The organism is Streptomyces sp. 1114.5 (assembly GCF_003635085.1).
Lineage (GTDB): Bacteria > Actinomycetota > Actinomycetes > Streptomycetales > Streptomycetaceae > Kitasatospora.
This window is the reverse complement of the sequence record NZ_RBXE01000002.1, coordinates 1,838,640-1,853,784: the sequence shown is the minus strand read 5'-3', so window position 1 is coordinate 1,853,784 and position 15,145 is coordinate 1,838,640. Positions and strand designations below refer to the sequence as shown.

The 15,145-nt window shown below is 74.1% G+C and carries 11 protein-coding genes; 2 read left to right on the top strand and 9 right to left on the bottom strand.

Annotation, left to right across the window (positions count from 1 at the left end; translation table 11 throughout):
- Positions 1 to 54: 54 nt before the first annotated feature.
- Both BX285_RS31205 and BX285_RS31200 read left to right on the top strand, forming a co-directional pair.
- Positions 55 to 1,596 (top strand): AMP-binding protein, encoded by a 1,542-nt coding sequence (locus tag BX285_RS31205; protein WP_121178949.1) that lies wholly within the window; start codon positions 55 to 57, stop codon positions 1,594 to 1,596.
- Between the two features lie 50 nt (positions 1,597 to 1,646).
- Positions 1,647 to 2,801: a glycine amidinotransferase gene (locus BX285_RS31200; protein WP_097234831.1), complete on the top strand. Its 1,155-nt coding sequence runs from the start codon at positions 1,647 to 1,649 to the stop codon at positions 2,799 to 2,801.
- A 66-nt stretch (positions 2,802 to 2,867) separates the two neighbouring features.
- On the opposite strand, the gene BX285_RS31195 is transcribed toward BX285_RS31200, so the two are convergent.
- The 9 genes from BX285_RS31195 to BX285_RS31155 form a co-directional block, all read right to left on the bottom strand.
- Positions 2,868 to 3,824: a formyl transferase gene (locus BX285_RS31195; RefSeq protein ID WP_121178948.1), complete on the bottom strand. Its 957-nt coding sequence runs from the start codon at positions 3,822 to 3,824 to the stop codon at positions 2,868 to 2,870.
- Positions 3,821 to 5,674 carry an FAD-binding oxidoreductase gene (locus BX285_RS31190; protein ID WP_147465255.1) on the bottom strand — a complete coding sequence of 618 codons (1,854 nt, stop codon included), beginning with the start codon at positions 5,672 to 5,674 and terminating at the stop codon, positions 3,821 to 3,823. Before BX285_RS31190 ends, BX285_RS31195 begins: the two co-directional genes overlap by 4 nt.
- Positions 5,675 to 5,789: 115 nt before the next feature.
- Positions 5,790 to 6,713 (bottom strand): 3-oxoacyl-[acyl-carrier-protein] synthase III C-terminal domain-containing protein, encoded by a 924-nt coding sequence (locus BX285_RS31185; RefSeq protein ID WP_121178946.1) that lies wholly within the window; start codon positions 6,711 to 6,713, stop codon positions 5,790 to 5,792.
- 16 nt (positions 6,714 to 6,729) lie between these two features.
- Positions 6,730 to 7,566, bottom strand: a complete 837-nt coding sequence (locus BX285_RS37580; protein ID WP_183107259.1) for a hypothetical protein — start codon at positions 7,564 to 7,566, stop codon at positions 6,730 to 6,732.
- Between the two features lie 109 nt (positions 7,567 to 7,675).
- Entirely contained in the window at positions 7,676 to 9,250 is a 1,575-nt protein-coding gene (locus BX285_RS31175; protein ID WP_097234835.1) for a carbamoyltransferase C-terminal domain-containing protein, read from the bottom strand.
- Positions 9,219 to 10,868 (bottom strand): amino acid adenylation domain-containing protein, encoded by a 1,650-nt coding sequence (locus tag BX285_RS31170; protein ID WP_220783991.1) that lies wholly within the window; start codon positions 10,866 to 10,868, stop codon positions 9,219 to 9,221. The genes BX285_RS31175 and BX285_RS31170 overlap by 32 nt, the downstream gene beginning before the upstream one ends.
- 2 nt (positions 10,869 to 10,870) lie before the next feature.
- Positions 10,871 to 12,679, bottom strand: a complete 1,809-nt coding sequence (locus BX285_RS31165) for a condensation domain-containing protein (RefSeq protein ID WP_121178945.1) — start codon at positions 12,677 to 12,679, stop codon at positions 10,871 to 10,873.
- A gap of 61 nt (positions 12,680 to 12,740) precedes the next feature.
- Positions 12,741 to 12,935 (bottom strand): MbtH family protein, encoded by a 195-nt coding sequence (locus BX285_RS36940; protein ID WP_147465254.1) that lies wholly within the window; start codon positions 12,933 to 12,935, stop codon positions 12,741 to 12,743.
- Between the two features lie 233 nt (positions 12,936 to 13,168).
- Positions 13,169 to 15,112: a hypothetical protein gene (locus BX285_RS31155; RefSeq protein WP_147465253.1), complete on the bottom strand. Its 1,944-nt coding sequence runs from the start codon at positions 15,110 to 15,112 to the stop codon at positions 13,169 to 13,171.
- Positions 15,113 to 15,145 lie beyond the last annotated feature (33 nt).

Genomic DNA, 15,145 nt, shown 5'->3' with positions numbered 1-15,145 from the left:
CCCGGGCCACGGACACCGGCCGACCTGCCTGATCCGCCCGACAGGAGCACAGCAATGACGCGGAAGCAGACCGCACACCCCGGCGGGCGACCGACCGACGCCGCCCCGCCCGCCCCCGACGAGACCCCGGTCCAGCGGTTCCGCGCGACCGCCGCCCGCTTCGGCGACCGGCTCGCCGTGCACGGCCCTTCGGGTCAGTGGACCTACCGCGAACTGGACGCCGCCTCCGACGAGTTGGCGGCCCGGATCCGGCCCACGGCCGGCCCCGGCGACCGGGTCGCGCTCTGGTGCGGCCACGACATCGCGGCGGTCGCCGCCGTGCTGGCGGTGCTCAAGACCGGCGCCGCCTACGTCCCGCTGGACCCGCAGCAGCCCAAGGCGCAGCCCGCCGTCCTCGCCGCCACCGCACCGACGCTGCTCCTCACCGACGCCGCCCACGCCCGGGCGGCCGAGCGCGCGGCCGAGGGGGTGCCGGTGCTCGCCATCGCCGGGGACGGTCCCGGGGGCGACCTCGGGGGCGGCCTCCGGGGACCGGCCTTCGCAGCGCAGGACACCGCCGGGGCACCCGCCCGCGTCCGGCCGGACGGCGGCACGGAGAGCAGCCGGGAGGTGCTGGCGCAGGCGCTCGGCTTCGCCGGCCGGCTGGGCCTGACCGCCGAGGACCGGGTGCCGCTGGTCGCCCGGCACGCGCTGGACGGCTCGGCGCCCGAGCTGTTCGCCGCCCTGCTCACCGGCGCGAGCCTGCACGTCCTCAACCCGTACGCGGCGCCGCCGGCCACTCTGCTGGGCGAGCTCGCCCGGCAGCGGGCGACGGTCCTGCACGGCACGGCCGACCTGCTGCGGCTGTTCCTGGTCCAGCTGGGCGCCGGCGCGCCCGTACCGGGCCTGCGGGCCGTCGCCGTCTCCGGTGACGGCGAACTGCCCGATGTGGCAGGCCACTTCCCGGGGGCCGAGCTGGTCACCGTGAACGCCGCTCACGACGCCGCCGGGACCGCCGGCTGGCGCCGGTCCGAGCCCGCCGAGGCGGAGGTGCTGCTGCGCGCCCACCCGACCGTCCGGCACGCGGCCGTCCTGGCCGACCCGCAGGCCCCGCCCGGCCACCGCCTGACCGGGTACGTCACCTCGCCCGGCCCGCAGGGCGCCGCGCCCGAGGAGCTGCTGCGCCACCTGCGCGCCGCGCTGCCCGAGTACGCGGTGCCGCAGCGGATCGTCGTCCTGCCCCGGCTGCCGCTGGACCCGACCGGCCGGCTCGACCGTTCGCGACTGCCCGCACCGCGGGCGGCGGAGGCGGCGGAGGCGGCGGAGGCGGCGGAGCCGGGCGACGCGCCGCGCACCGAGCAGGAACGCCGGGTCGCCGAGCTCTGGTGCGAGGTGCTGGCCCGCGACACCGCGGCCCTGCCGGACGAGTTCTTCGCCAGCGGCGGCGACTCCGCCCGGGTCATGCGGCTGCTGCAGCGGGTCCGGGCGGAGTACGGCGTGGCCGTCTCGGTGCCGGCCTTCCTGGCCGCACCCACCCTGGGAACCCTGACCCGGCTGGTCGCCGCCGCGGCCCCCGCACCCACGGCACCCACCGCACCCCACGCACCCGCGTCCTGACCAGAACCGAACCAAGAACCGCCGAAGGAACCGAAGAAGGAGGCAGGCCCGTGCGCCTGAACAGCTACGACGGTTGGTCCCCGCTCCAGGAGGTCATCGTCGGCTCGGCCGAGAACTACACGACCCACGAAACCGAACTCTCCTTCAAGCTGTTCTTCTACGACCAGCTCTCCGAGCAGAAGTCCTTCTACGACCGGCAGTACTACCCGGTGATCTCCCCGCGCGGCTCCGGGAAGAGCGCGGAGGCCGGCCCCCAGTCGCCGATCAAGAAGCGGTACGTCGAGGAACTGAACGAGGACGTCGAGGGCATCGCGCGGACCCTGGAGTCCCTTTCCGTCACGGTGCACCGGCCGATGCCGCTGGCCGAGGTCAGCAGTGTGGAGACGCTGGCCTGGCCGGCCGCCGTGCTGCCGCCGCTGAACATCCGGGACAACACCCTGATCCTGGGCGACGAGATCATCGAGACCCCGCCACAGGTGCGGTCCCGGTACTTCGAGACGCAGCTGCTGAAGAAGGTCTTCCAGGGCTACTTCGAGCAGGGCGCCCGCTGGACGGTGATGCCCCGGCCGATCATGACCGACGCCTCCTTCGACCCCTCGTACGCCGAGCGCTCGCCCGGCGGGCCGGCCGAGTTCATCAAGGAGCCGGAGTCCTCGCCGTACGACACCGGCTTCGAGATGATGATCGACGGCGCGCAGTGTCTGCGCCTGGGCCGGGACCTGATGATCAACGTCTCGACGGCCAACCACGCGCTGGGCGTCGACTGGCTCGAACGCCACCTGGAGGGCCGCTTCCGGATCCACCGCGTGTCGATCACGGACAACCACATCGACAGCATGGTGCTGGCCCTGCGGCCGGGCCTGCTGCTGGTGCGCACCCCGCGGGTCGCCGAGATGCTGCCCGAGCCGCTGCGCAAGTGGGACATGATCTTCGCCCCGGAGCCGGAGATCAACGCCTTCCCGTCCTACGATGACGACGACCTGGTGCTCACCAGCCCGTACATCGACCTCAACGTCCTGTCCGTGGACCAGGAGACGGTCCTGGTCAACGAGGCCTGCCCGGAGCTGATGCGGACCCTGGAGCGGCACGGCTTCACCGCCGTCCCGGTCCGCCACCGGCACCGCCGGCTGTTCGGCGGCGGCCTGCACTGCTTCACCCTGGACACCGTCCGCCGCGGCTCGACGCCCGAGGACTACCTCGGCTGAACCGGGCGCAGGCACGACCGAGGGGCGGTCCCGTTGCGGGATCGCCCCTCGGTCTTTCCGGCGCTCTTATGATTCGACCGGTTCGACGGCCTCACGCGGGACCAGGCAGTCGATCGGCGGCTGCGGGCGCGGGATGTGCGGCACCCGTTCCAGGCCGAGCCGGATCCGCAGCCAGGCCCACAGGTCCAGGTGGGGCTTGCGGCTGCGGTGCCGGAAGGTCTCGCCGGTGTCCTCCTGGGCGACGGTGCGCAGCACGGTGTCGCCGCCGCCGGCCTCGAACACGGTGAGGATCTCCGCCAGCCGGTCGATCGCGAGGTGCACCGAACGGTCGTACAGGTGCTCGTCGTTGTCCTGCGGAAGGACCTCCGGCCGGACCACCTCGACCAGTTCGCCGCCGTCCAGCCGGGAGGTGACCAGGTGCAGGCTGGCGCCGATGCGCCGGTAGTCCTTGCGCAGGAAGGCGAAGAACACGCAGTGGTTGCCCTTGTACTGCGGCAGGTAGCCACCGTGGATGTTGATCATCAGGTGGCCGGCCTCGATGACCGGGCGCTTCAGGTAGGTCGTCCCGCAGACGACGGTGACGTCCGGGCGGAGGTCTTCGAGGAACGCCACGGCCTCGGGCGAGTTGATCCAGTCGACCCGCAGCACCCGCTCCGGCGACGGCGACGGCGCCGCCGGGGCCTGCGCCGGCGCCTCTCCCGGAGACGACAGCGGGGGCGTCAGCGCGCGGGTCAGGGCTGCGAAGTAGCGGCGCCGGTAGGCGGACCGTCCGGTGTAGCGCTGGCGGCGGACCTGGTAGCCGCGGGCGACGGCATCCGTCCAGGCGCGCCGGGCCCAGAGCCGGCTCTGCTGCGCGGCGCCCGGCTCGACGACCAGGCCGACCAGGTCCAGGTCGCGGGCGATCCGGGCGACCAGGTAGCGGTGGTGCGGGTCGTCCGAGCAGAGCACGGCCACCCGCAGGCGCGCGCCCGGGGCCTCCGGGGTGAGGTGCCACTCGTTGCCGTTGCGGCGTTCCACGGTCATCGCAGCACCTGCCCGGCGGGGAGGGCGGCGGAAGCAGCGGAACCGACAGAAGCACCGGAGGCGGCCGGGGTGCGCGGCCACGCGTGGCCGTCCCCGGCGGGGTGCAGGAACCGCTCCAGGCGCAGCGGGTGGTACAGCTCGTGCATCGGGTGGGGCCGTCCCTTCAGGGCGGCGACGACGGCCTGTGCCACGCTCGGTGCCTGGGCGAAGCCGCCCGTGTTGTGGCCACCGGTGATGACACCGACCCCGTCGGCGGTGGTCGGCAGCGTCTCCAGGACGCCGAGGTTGGCGGAGGTCCAGGGCCGCACGCAGAGCCGGCGGCCGCGCCGCAGCGAACCGTCCGCGATGGCCCGGGCGTACGCCTCCGGGAAGAACTGCCGGCAGGTGTCCTCGACGGCGGCGAACATCCGCTCCAGGGCGGCCGGCTCGATGTCGGCGGGGTCGGCGCCGGTGTAGCCGTAGCCGGAGCCGACGATCAGCACCGGGCGGCCGCGGCCGTCGGTCCCCAGGGTGACGTTGGCGTCCTCGGTCAGGTGGCCGCGCCGGGCGATCTTCAGCGAGTGGCGCAACTCCGGTGCCAGGTTGGGCAGTTCCATCCAGACGCCGAGCACGCCGTGGATCCGGCCGGCCGAGCGGGTGCCGGCCAGCAGCTCCCGGCCGTAGGCGCCCGGGGAGAACACGTAGCTGTCGGCCGTGACCACCTCGCCGGGCAGGCGCAGGCCGTGCAGCCGTCCGTCGGCGGCGCGTTCCAGCCGCTCGACCGGGGTGGACCAGCGGAACACCGCCCCGGCCTGTTCCAGCCGGGTGACCAGCCGGGCCATGAAGGCGTGCACGTCCACCGTGAAGCCGGGCACCTCCAGGCCGCCCGCCAAATCCCCGGTCGCACCGGCGAGTCCGGGGTGGCGCCGGCGGAGCTCCTTCGGGTCGAGCACCGCGCGCAGGGCGCCGAGGCCGGCGTGGCGCTGCGCGGACTGCTCCAGCTGCGCGCCGTCCGTGTAGAGCCGCAGGACTCCCGGCGTGTACTCCACGTCCTCGAAGAGGCCCGGGCACTCCTCGCGGAGCGTGCGCCACAGCTTGCGGCTCTCCCGGTTGAACGAGAGAATGTCGTCATTGTAGATCTGGGCCAACCAGCCTGGCACGGCTTCGAATTGGGAGATCCAGCGCTCCTCCTCGGCGGTGAACGGGGTCGCCTTCACGTTCCAGCCCCGGGCGCCGAGCGAGCGGCGGAAGACCCCGTTGACGAACGGCCGGTCGGCGGCGGTCCTGGCGTGGTAGTCGTCGGCCTCGGTCAGGGTGAACATCCGGGCTCCGCCGCCGCCGCGGCTGCAGCCGTACGCCGTCCAGGGCAGCGCCGTCCTCGGGTCGGGCCGCGCGTCCAGGATCCGGAGCCGGTGGCCGGCCCGGACCAGGTACCAGGCGGTCAGCAGGTTGACGACCCCGGCGCCGACCAGGACGACGTCACGGCCGGGGGCCTGCGCCAGCGCGACCTCCTCCCCGCCGGTGCGGCAGTGCTGCTCGGCGTGGCGCAGGGCGGTCAGGAACGCGCCGGTCGGCGCGCCCAGGGCCTCGACCAGCGGCAGCGCGGCGCCCGTCGGCCCGAACGGGGCGCCGGAGGAGGCGAACGGGGCACCGGTCGAGGCGAACGGGGCCGGCGCCGCCTCGTACGCCCGTACCGTCACCAGGTCCTGCGCCGACGGCCCGGAGCCGGCGGCCGGGGCCTGCCGGTCGTCGGCGACGACGACGGCCCGCCGGGGGTCGGTGACGAAGCCGGCGCGGTCCCGCGGGTCCGTCCCGTCCTCGACGAGCTCGCGCACCGCGCGGTTCACTGGGCCGGTTACGACTATGGGCATGGTGGTTCCCTGGTTCCCTACGTTCGTTCGTTCCGAGGTTCGTTCGTTCCGGCGCTCGTTCGTTCCGGCGCCCGTTCGTTCCGGCGCTCGTTCCGAGGTGGAGCGGGGCCGGTGGTCAGGCGATCCGCTCGACGGCCAGCGAGGACCAGGAGTTGGGGCCGTCGCCGAAGGCCAGCACGTGCTCGCCCGGCCGGATCCCCCCGCGTTCGGCGCAGTGCGCCAGCGAGACCAGGCTGTCCGCCGAGAAGCAGTGCCCGTACTCGGCCATCGGGCCGAACAGCACGCGCTCGACCGGCACGCCCATCGCCGAGCAGAGGAACTGCTGGGCGACGGTGCGGTAGTTGGGGAAGAGCAGGTGGTCGAAGTCCTCGGCCGCGCGGCCGCACTGCCGGGCGATCTCCGCGGTGCCGGCCACGGCCAGCGCGACCGTGGCCAGGATCCGGTCGCCGACGCCCGCCCCGGCCCCGGCCTCCGCGTCGGTGACGGTGGAGACGCCGTGCACCGCGAACCGCACACCGTCCGAGGACAGTTCGTCGTCCGTTCCGCCGTCCGGCTCCCCCGCGGTGACCAGGCAGGCGACGGCGCCGTCGCTGACCACAGAGAGCGTGTCGGCCTGGCTGCGGTCCCCGTCCAGCACCCGGTCCGCCATCAGCAGCAGCACCCGGCGGTGCTCGCCCGAGGCGAGCGCCTGCCCGGCGAGGTGCAGGGCCGGGCCGAGGTTGCCGCAGTCGTGCCCGGAGACCCGCAGGTACCGGGTGGCGGGCAGGCCGAGTGCGCGGACCAGGTGGGTCAGCGAGTCGCTGCTGCCGTGGTCGTTCTCGCTCACGTAGACCAGCAGGTCGGGCGGTTCGACGGCGGCCTCGACGGTCCGGGCACCGGCCTCCGCGGCGAGCTGCCAGATCTCCCGCTCGCTCGCCCGGTACCAGGCCAACCCGGTATCGGGGGCCAGCAGTTCGGGGGCGAGGCGGTCGGCCAGTTCGGCGATCGGGCGCCGCTCGCCGTGCACGTACGCGAGGGCGGAGAGCTGGAGGGCGCTCATCGGGCGCCGCCGGGGGTCACGTCCATGAGACCACGGTGCGGTCGTCGATGAAGCCCATCAGGAAGGACAGGTTGGTCCGGTTCCCGGTGCTGGCGTCCACGGCGTGCACGTAGGCGCCGTTGAAGACGTAGACGTCCCCGCGGCCGACCTCGATGCGCAGTTCGTCGAAGCCGGCCAGCGCCTCGGCCGGGTAGGAGAACCCGGTGTGCTCGATGCCCAGCCGCCGGCGGCTCTCCGCGTCGGGGCGGATGTTCCAGATCACCAGCCGGCCCCCCTCCTCGTGCTCCACGCACATGTTGACCGCGCAGACCTCGTGGTCGCGCACTCCCTGGATCTCGAAGCCGGCCTGCCGGGGGTCACCGCACTGCGCCTCGTCCTCGTGCGGTTCGAGGGCGAAGCTGCCCTCCTTGTCCCAGGCCCGGATCAGCGCCGGGCAGGCCTCGGCGCCCTCGTGCTCGGCGATCCTCAACACGGCGCCGTGCCGGGCGAGTTCATCGGCCAGCCCGTCCCGGAAGGACTGCCAGGGCGAGCCGGGCACGTCGAGCACCTCGCGGACGTCCGCGGTGATCTTCTCGGTCTCGGCGAGGTAGGTCTCGGTCGACTTGTTCCAGTGGTACGAGCCGATGTAGTGCGAGGGCTCTCCCTCGCGGTGCCGGCGCGCCGGGCTGGACCAGAACCGGGCGACCGACTCCTTCTGCGCCTCGGCCGGGATCACCCCCCGGAACATGACGCCGAGCCGTCGGCCCTGCAGCACCTCCAGGACCAGCCCGGCGTCGAACTCGGTGCGCTCCTCCAGGCGGAAGAACTCCGGATCCGCCTGGAATCCGGCGACTGGACGGGATTCTGGACTCACGGTCGAACCGCCTTCCCGTTGGCGTGGGTGGAGTGGAGGATCAGGGCGCGGCGCGCGGTGCGAGGCACGGCGGTGCAGGGCAGGGCGGTCCGGCGCACGGCGGTCCGCCTCACGCCCTCGGCCCGCGGCGCACCGCGAAGGTGTCGCCCACGACGTAGCCGTCCAGGCCGTGCTCCTCGCCGTACCGGATCAGGTCGGTGGTGCGGTTGATGAAGCCGCGCCCGGAGAAGTTGAGCGAGGTGTTGCACAGCACGCTGAACCCGGTCAGGTCGCGGAAGGCCGTCAGCAGCCCGGCGATCTCCGGGTTCTGCTCCGGGGTCACCGTCTGCGCCCGGGCGGTGCCGTCGACGTGGGTGACGGCCTGCAGCGCGTCGGAGGTCACCTGGCTGAAGTAGAGCATCCACGGGTCGGGGACGGAGCCGCTGAACCAGCGCTCGGCGTCCTCCTCCAGGCAGATCGGGGCGATCGGCCGGTACCCCTCGCGCTGCTTGATCTTGTTGAGCCGGGTGGTGGTGTCGCGGCTGAACGGCGCGGCCAGGATGGAGCGGTTGCCGAGCGCGCGCGGGCCCATCTCCCAGCGGCCCTGCGCCCAGGCGATCACGTTCCCGTCGGCGATGAACCGGGCCACCTCGGCGAAGTCCAGCGGCCGCACGTCGTACCGGGCCGGGTCGAAGGAGGCGTCCTCGACGAAGGCGTCGCCGGCATAGACGTCCCACTCCACCGCGGCCGAGCCGGTGTAGTGCAGTTGCGCGTCGATGGCCGTGCCCAGGGCCGAGCCGCTGTCGTTCGGACAGGGCGGCACGAACACCTCGGGGAACAGCCCGCATTCGCGCCAGCGGCGGTTCCACTCGCAGTTGAGCGCGCAGCCGCCGGAGATCAGCAGCGGGTAGCCCGCAGTGAGCTCCTTCGCGGCGTAGTCGTGGAAGCGCTCGAAGATCGCGTCCGACAGCCGGGCCGCAACGTCCTTGTACTCCTGGGACTCCACGCCGATGTCGTGGAACGGGGTCCAGGTCATCTGGTCCTTGGCCAGGCTGAGGATGATCTGGTCCTGGGCGAGCAGGAAGTCGATCAGCTCCTGCTCGGCCGCCGTGGCGCCGCCCTTCCGGGCGAAGCCGGTCAGCGCCATCTGCTTGCCGGCGTCCTGCAGGCGCAGCAGGCCCTTGTTCGCGGGGAAGCGCGGGTCGGCGAGGGCGAACAGGTAGGCGTACTTGTTGCCCGGGTCCGCCAGCACGTGGCGCAGGTGGGTCACCGTGCCGTGCTCGTCGACCAGGTAGAAGGAGCCGATGTTCCCCTCCCAGACCAGGCAGTAGCAGGGCTGCCCGGGCCGGAAGGAGGACAGGCCCAGCGCGGTCATGATGTGCGAGCGTTCGTGCGTGGACGAGAAGATCCGGACGTCCTTGCCGAAGAACCTGCCCGCCTCGTCCGTCACCGCGCCCGGGCCGACGCCGAAGTACCCCGTCCTGGACGGCGGTTCGACGGAGTGCGCGCCCTTCACCCAGCCGCCGACGGCCACCGCGTCGGGGATCCGGCCGAGCCGTTCCGCGGCGAGCAGCAGCACCTCGGCCGTCAGCCGGTCGTAGCGCGGGAACGAGTCCTTCTCCGCCTCCAGGGAGAACAGCAGCCGGCCGTCGTCGATCGCGGCTATCGAGCCGTCATGGCCTTCTTTGAATCCCAGAACCAGCATTGTGCCCACCTCCGAGCGGCGTGCCTGCGTCGAGTCCGACCAGGGCCGTGCGATCGAGCTTTCCGTTGTGCGTCCGGGGGAACGAGTCCACGATCACGAACCGCGACGGGACCATGAAATCAGGGAGCTTCCCGGCCGTATAGCCGCGCAGATCGAGGTCGGCGTACGCCTCTGCGACCTGCCGTCGAGCTTGCTGTCCGACTCTCTGGCGGATCGTCAGATAGGCGACCAGGGAACGGTCCTCCGCCCGGTCGCCGGCGACCAGGACGACGGCCCCGGTGACGTCGGGGTGCGCCGTCAGGACCGCCTCGACCTCGGCGGGGTCGACGCCGGTGCCGCGGATCTTCACCTGTGCCTCCGCGCGGCCGACGAACTCCAACGCCCCGTCGCCGTACCGGCGTACCAGGTCGCCGGTGCGGTACATCCGGGCGCCCGGCGGCCCGAAGGGGTCGGCGACGAAGCGTTCGGCGGTCAGCCCGGGCCGGCCGAGGTATCCGTGGGCCAGCCCGACGCCCGAGGCGTAGAGCTCGCCGACCTCCCCGTCGGGCACCGGGCGCAGCCGCCCGTCCAGGACGTGGACGGGCTTGCCGGCCAGGCGGCGGCCGATCGGCACCGACGGGCGGTCCGCGTCGGCGGCCTCGACCCGGTGCGTCGTCACGAAGACCATGCACTCCACCGGCCCGTAGCCGTTGACGAAGCGCAGCCGCGGGAACCGCCGGACCACCCGCGCGGCGTGCCCGGGCGACAGCGCCTCGCCGCCGACCAGCAGGTCCCGCAGGCCGGCGAAGACCTCCGGACGGGTGTCCATGATCACGTGGAACAGGACGGTCGGGAGGTTCATCGTGGTGATGCCGTGCCGGGCGACGAGTTGTTCCATCCGGAGCGGGTCCGGGCTCCCGGGGTGGATGACGCAGGCGCCGCCGGAGAGCAGCGGCCCCCACAGTTCCAGCGCGAAGGCGTCCCAGGAGACCGGCGCGCACTGCAGCCACACGGTCTGCGGGCCGAAGCGGGTGTAGTGCTGGCCGAGCACGGTGCCGACGATCGCCCGGTGCGGGGCGGCGACCACCTTCGGGCGGCCGGTGGAGCCGGACGTGAAGATCACGCAGGCGGTGTCCCCCGGCCGGGCGCGGGCAGCGGCGCGGGGTGGCGCCGGCCCGGTACCGGCGTGGGGATCGGCAGCGGGATCGGCCAGGGGGACGAAGCCCGCCGTGGTGCCGAGCCGGTTCGCGTCCGCCGCCGTACGGGCGACCAGCACGGCCGGGCCGGCGTCCTCGGCCATGGCCCGCAGCCGCTCCACCGGGAAGTCCCGGTCCAGCATCAGGTAGCCCGCCCCGGCCTTGAGCGCGGCCAGGATGGCGACCACCATCTCCGTACCGCGCTCCAGGTGGACGCCGACCAGTTCCCCGCGCCGTACGCCCGCGGCCAGCAGGCGGCGGGCCAGCGCGTCCGCCCGTTCGTCCAACTCGCGGTAGCTGAGCCGTTCTTCACCGCAGGCCACCGCCAGGGCCGCCGGGTCGGCGGCGGCACGCTCCTCGAAGACCTCGTGCAGGCACCGTTCGGTCGACGCCCCGGGCCGCCAGGCCGGCAGGTCCGCGTTGAGTCCGGTGTCGGGGGCCACCGCTAGACGCCCCGGCCGGTGCCGCCCGGCGCGGCCGCCCGGCGGGAGATCGGCGGCAGCGGGTCCTTGCGGTCCGAGTCGCCGAGCCGGCGGGCGACGCCCGCGACGGTGGGCTCGTCGAAGAACTCGCGGACGCCGAGCCTGGCCCCGAGCACCGAGCGGATCCGGCTGACCAGCCGGGTCGCCGCCAGCGAGTGCCCGCCGAGCAGGAAGAAGTCGTCGTCGACCGCGATCGGCGTGCGCTGGAGCACCTCGGCGAAGAGCCCGCACAGGGTCTCCTCCAGCGGGGTGCGGGCGCCCCGGTCCGCCGCCGGGGACGGCTCGGGCTGGGCGGGTTGCACGGCGTCGGGCGACGGCGCGGGTTGGGCGGCCCCGGCGGACGGCTCGGCCTGGGCGGCCTGGGCGGACTGCGGCGCGCCCTCCTTGGGTCCGGCCGGTCGCGCCTGCCGGACGGCCCGGTAGCGGTCGAGCGGGAAGGCGAGGTCGGCCCGGCCGATCGGCGCCTCCGGGTCCGCGGCCGCCGCTTCGAGCAGCCGCAGCAGGCCGCGGGCCAGGTGCTCGGCGGTGTCCCGGTCGAACAGGTCCACCGCGTAGGCGAGTACGCCGTCGATGCCGCCCGGCCCGCCGTCCGCGGTCCTGGTCTGGTTGAGGTCGAAGACGAGGTCCAGGGTGCCGCTGTCGGTGTCGATGCTCTCGTGCCGGGCGTGGACGCCCGTCAGCTCCAGCGCGTTCTCCACGCCGTCGTAGAAGGCGATCGAGACCTGGTGGAGCGGGTTGCGGTCGACCGACCGCTCCGGATTGAGCGCGTGCACCAGCTTCTCGAAGGGCAGGTCCTTCTGCTCGAAGGCGGCGAGGTCGGTGTCCCGGACACGGCCCAGCAGGGTCCTGAAGTCCGGGTCGCCGGAGGTGTCGGCGCGCAGCACCAGGGTGTTCACGAAGAAGCCGACCAGCTCGCCCAGCGCCTCGTCGCCCCGGTCGGCCACCAGGGTGCCCACCGGGATGTCCGTGCCGGCGCCCAGCCGGGTCAGCAGCGCGGCGATCGCGGCGTGCAGCACCATGAACACGGTGGCCTGGCCCTCGCGGGCCAACTCCTGGATGCGTCCGTGCAGTTCGGTCTCGATCCGGAAGGGAACGGTGCCGATCACCCGGCTGGGGACGGCGGGCCGCAGACGGTCCACGGGCAGGTCCAACTCCCGCGGGATCCCAGCGAGTTCGCCACGCCAGTGGGCCAACTGCCGGGCCAGCGTGCTCTCCGGGTCGTCCTCGTGCCCGAGGACGGTGCGCTGCCACACCGCGAAGTCCCGGTACTGGACCTGCAGCGCGGGCCAGTCCGGTGCGGAGCCCGCCAGCCGGGCCCGGTAGGCCCGGGCGAGGTCGCCCCAGAACGGCCCGGCCGACCAGGCGTCCCAGACGATGTGGTGGAACACCAGCAGCAGCACGTGCTCCTGCGGTGCCAGCACGAACAGCCAGGCGCGCAGCGGGCGGTCCACCGTCAGGTCGAAGCCGCGCCCGGCGGCCTCGGCCACCTCGGCGCGCACCTGCTGCTCGGTCGACGCGGCCACCACCAGGCCCGGCCGGCCCTCCTCGACGGGCAGCACCCGCTGCTGCGGGTCGCCGTCGACCAGCGGGAACACGGTCCGCAGGACCTCGTGCCGCGCGGCCACGTCCCCCAGTGCCGCCTCCAGCGCCCCGGCGTCCAGCGGGCCCGAGAGCCGGAAGGCCTCCGCCGAGTTGTGGGCCGCCGAGAATCCCTCGACCTGGTTCAGGAACCAGAACCGCTCCTGTCCGAACGACAGCGGCGCCGCAGCCATGTCCCCTCCGTCTCCTGCTGCTTTCTGCCTTCTGCTTTCTTGTGCTGCCGGGCCGTCGAGGTCAGGCCGTCAGGCTCGCCGGCCTCAGGTCCGTCCAATTCCGCTCGATGAATTCCAGGCATTCCGCCCGGCTCGCCGCCGGGTGGGCGGTCCGCCAACCGGCGGGGGCTTCGAGGAATTCGGGCCAGAGCGAATGCTGCCCCTCGTCGTTGACAAGCACCACGAAGGAGGCCTCCGGGTCGTCGAACGGATTCAATTCTCCACCTTTCCAGGCACCTTGATCCTGCGTCGGCAACCCGACCACTACATCCGACCGGCCCGGGCGTGCACAAGCTTTCCCCGGGTTTCGCCGGCCGCGGCCGTGCGTGCAACCGTGAGTTCCTGTCAGTTGAACGGCGCCGCCAGGAATTCCCGGGGACGTTCCGGCGACGCCCCGAAGGCGTTCCGGAGGCGTTCCGAAGGATTCCCGGGCCGGACGTCCACATCCCGTCAATACGACGGCCGCACCGCCACCGGCCGGGAGGCGCCGTGCACCTGCCCGCCCGCCACCACGATCGCCCGGACGGCGTGCTCGTGGTGCGCGAAGGCGTGCTCCCCGACCTCGACCTCGGCCCGCACCCGGACCGGGCTGCCGGGCACCAGCAGCACCCGCTGCGGCTCCGGTACGACCAGCCCGTGCGCCGCCGCCTTGGCCACCTGGACCAGCACCGCCGCCGGCAGCCCCTCCCCCGCCCCGTCGGCCGCCGTGACCGTCACCTCGACCTCCACCGTGCCCGGGCTCGGCCAGAGCGGCGGGAAGTCCAGCCCGATTCCGCGGACCGGAGCCCCGGCGGGCAGGTCGAGCACCGGCCCGCAGCGGTGGCAGGCCCACACCTCGCGCCGCAGTTCCGGGTAGGCCGGGTGCCGGCCGGTCACGGTGGCCGTCGGTCCCGCGCAGTACGGGCAGCGCTCGCCGCCGGGCACCGCGGTGGTCTCCAGGAAGTCCTCCCAGACCTCGTTCAGCGGGGACTCGCTGACCTGCCCGAAGTCGTGGAGGTCCAGCGCCACGCCGTACTCCGCCTCGGCCACCAGCTCCAGCAGCCGCTCCACCGGATCGCCCTCGGCGTCCGTCCGCAGCACCGACGGATCCCCCTTGAGCGCGGCCACCGCCGCACCGACCTGCGCGTCGAGCTCGGGCAGGCCCTCGGCCGGCAGCAGCCCGGCCAGCGGCAGCTCGCGCAGCGCCCGGATCGCCCGCCCGGCCCGCCGCAGCCCGGCCCTCGCCGCCGTCTCCCCGGCGGTGTCCCTGCGGTCGAGCAGCGTCGCGAGGTCCGCCAGCCGGGCCGGGCCGGCCCCCGGGACGGGCACCACCCACGGGAGTCCGAGGACCAGGTGGTACGGCACCTCCCGGTCGCCGGCCTGCCGGTTCAGCAGGACGCCGAGCTGCCCGACGGTGGCCCCGGCGGCCGCGGCGCGGTGGGCGAGGCGGTTGAGCCGCACGTCCGGGACCATCCGGTGCACGGCCCCGATGAAGGCCGCGGCGCCACCCCGGGCGAAGGCCTCGGTGAGCCGGTACTCGGCGGCCACCAAACCGTCGCCGGGCCGCCAGGACGTGCAGCTGTTGGCGAGGACCACGTCGGCGCGGATCGCCCGGGCCGGGATGACCTCGGCCGCGGCCACGCCCGGGCGGAAGCACTTCCCGGTGAAGGCGCAGCTCGGCGCGCCGTCCGGCACCGGCCCCTGGCCGGGCCCGGGTGTGCGGTCGGCGGTGGCGCCGCAGACCACGGTGTCGGCGAGGACCAGGCCGTGCTCGCGCCCGGCCACGGCGAAGGACACCAGGCCGTGCCGCCGTCCGGTGAGCAGCGGCGCCAGCACCTCGGCCCGGGTGTCGGCGCCCGTCACCCAGTGCAGGCCGGGCACCTCCGCCCGCTGCGGGCCGCCCCACGGGGCGACGCACAGTTGCGGGTGGTCGGGCGGCGGTCGCAGGGCGGCGCCGAGGCCCTTGGCGAGCAGCCGGCTCAGCTCCTCCAGGCTCCGGCCGGAGAGCACGCCGAGCGCCGCCTCGCCGCGGCCGGCGCGGCGCAACCCGGCTGTCGCGTCGAGGGTTTCGAGCAGGAGGTCCAGCGACAGCTCGTCGGAGAGCGCGGCCAGCACCACGTGGTCGGCGACGGCGTCGAGTGCCGGCAGCTCGCTGGGCGCGCAGGCGGCGAAGGTCCCACCGACGCGCTCGGCGAGCGCGGCGCCCAGCGGGGCGGCGGCGGAGCCGGGCGGGGTCAACACCAGCACCCCACCGGTCAGCGCGGGCGGCGTCAACCTCCCTGTGGGTGAGGAGAGTTCGGCGAGCTCGGCGAGGCCGTCGCCGAACCCGCCGAACCCGCCGAGCTCACCCAGCACCGGGATGAGCCCCGGATCCCGCAGCGCTTCGAGATAGCCGGCCTGGTCAGGGTGCGCCACGTACGGAGCGTCCGCTGTGTACTGACCGTGCAC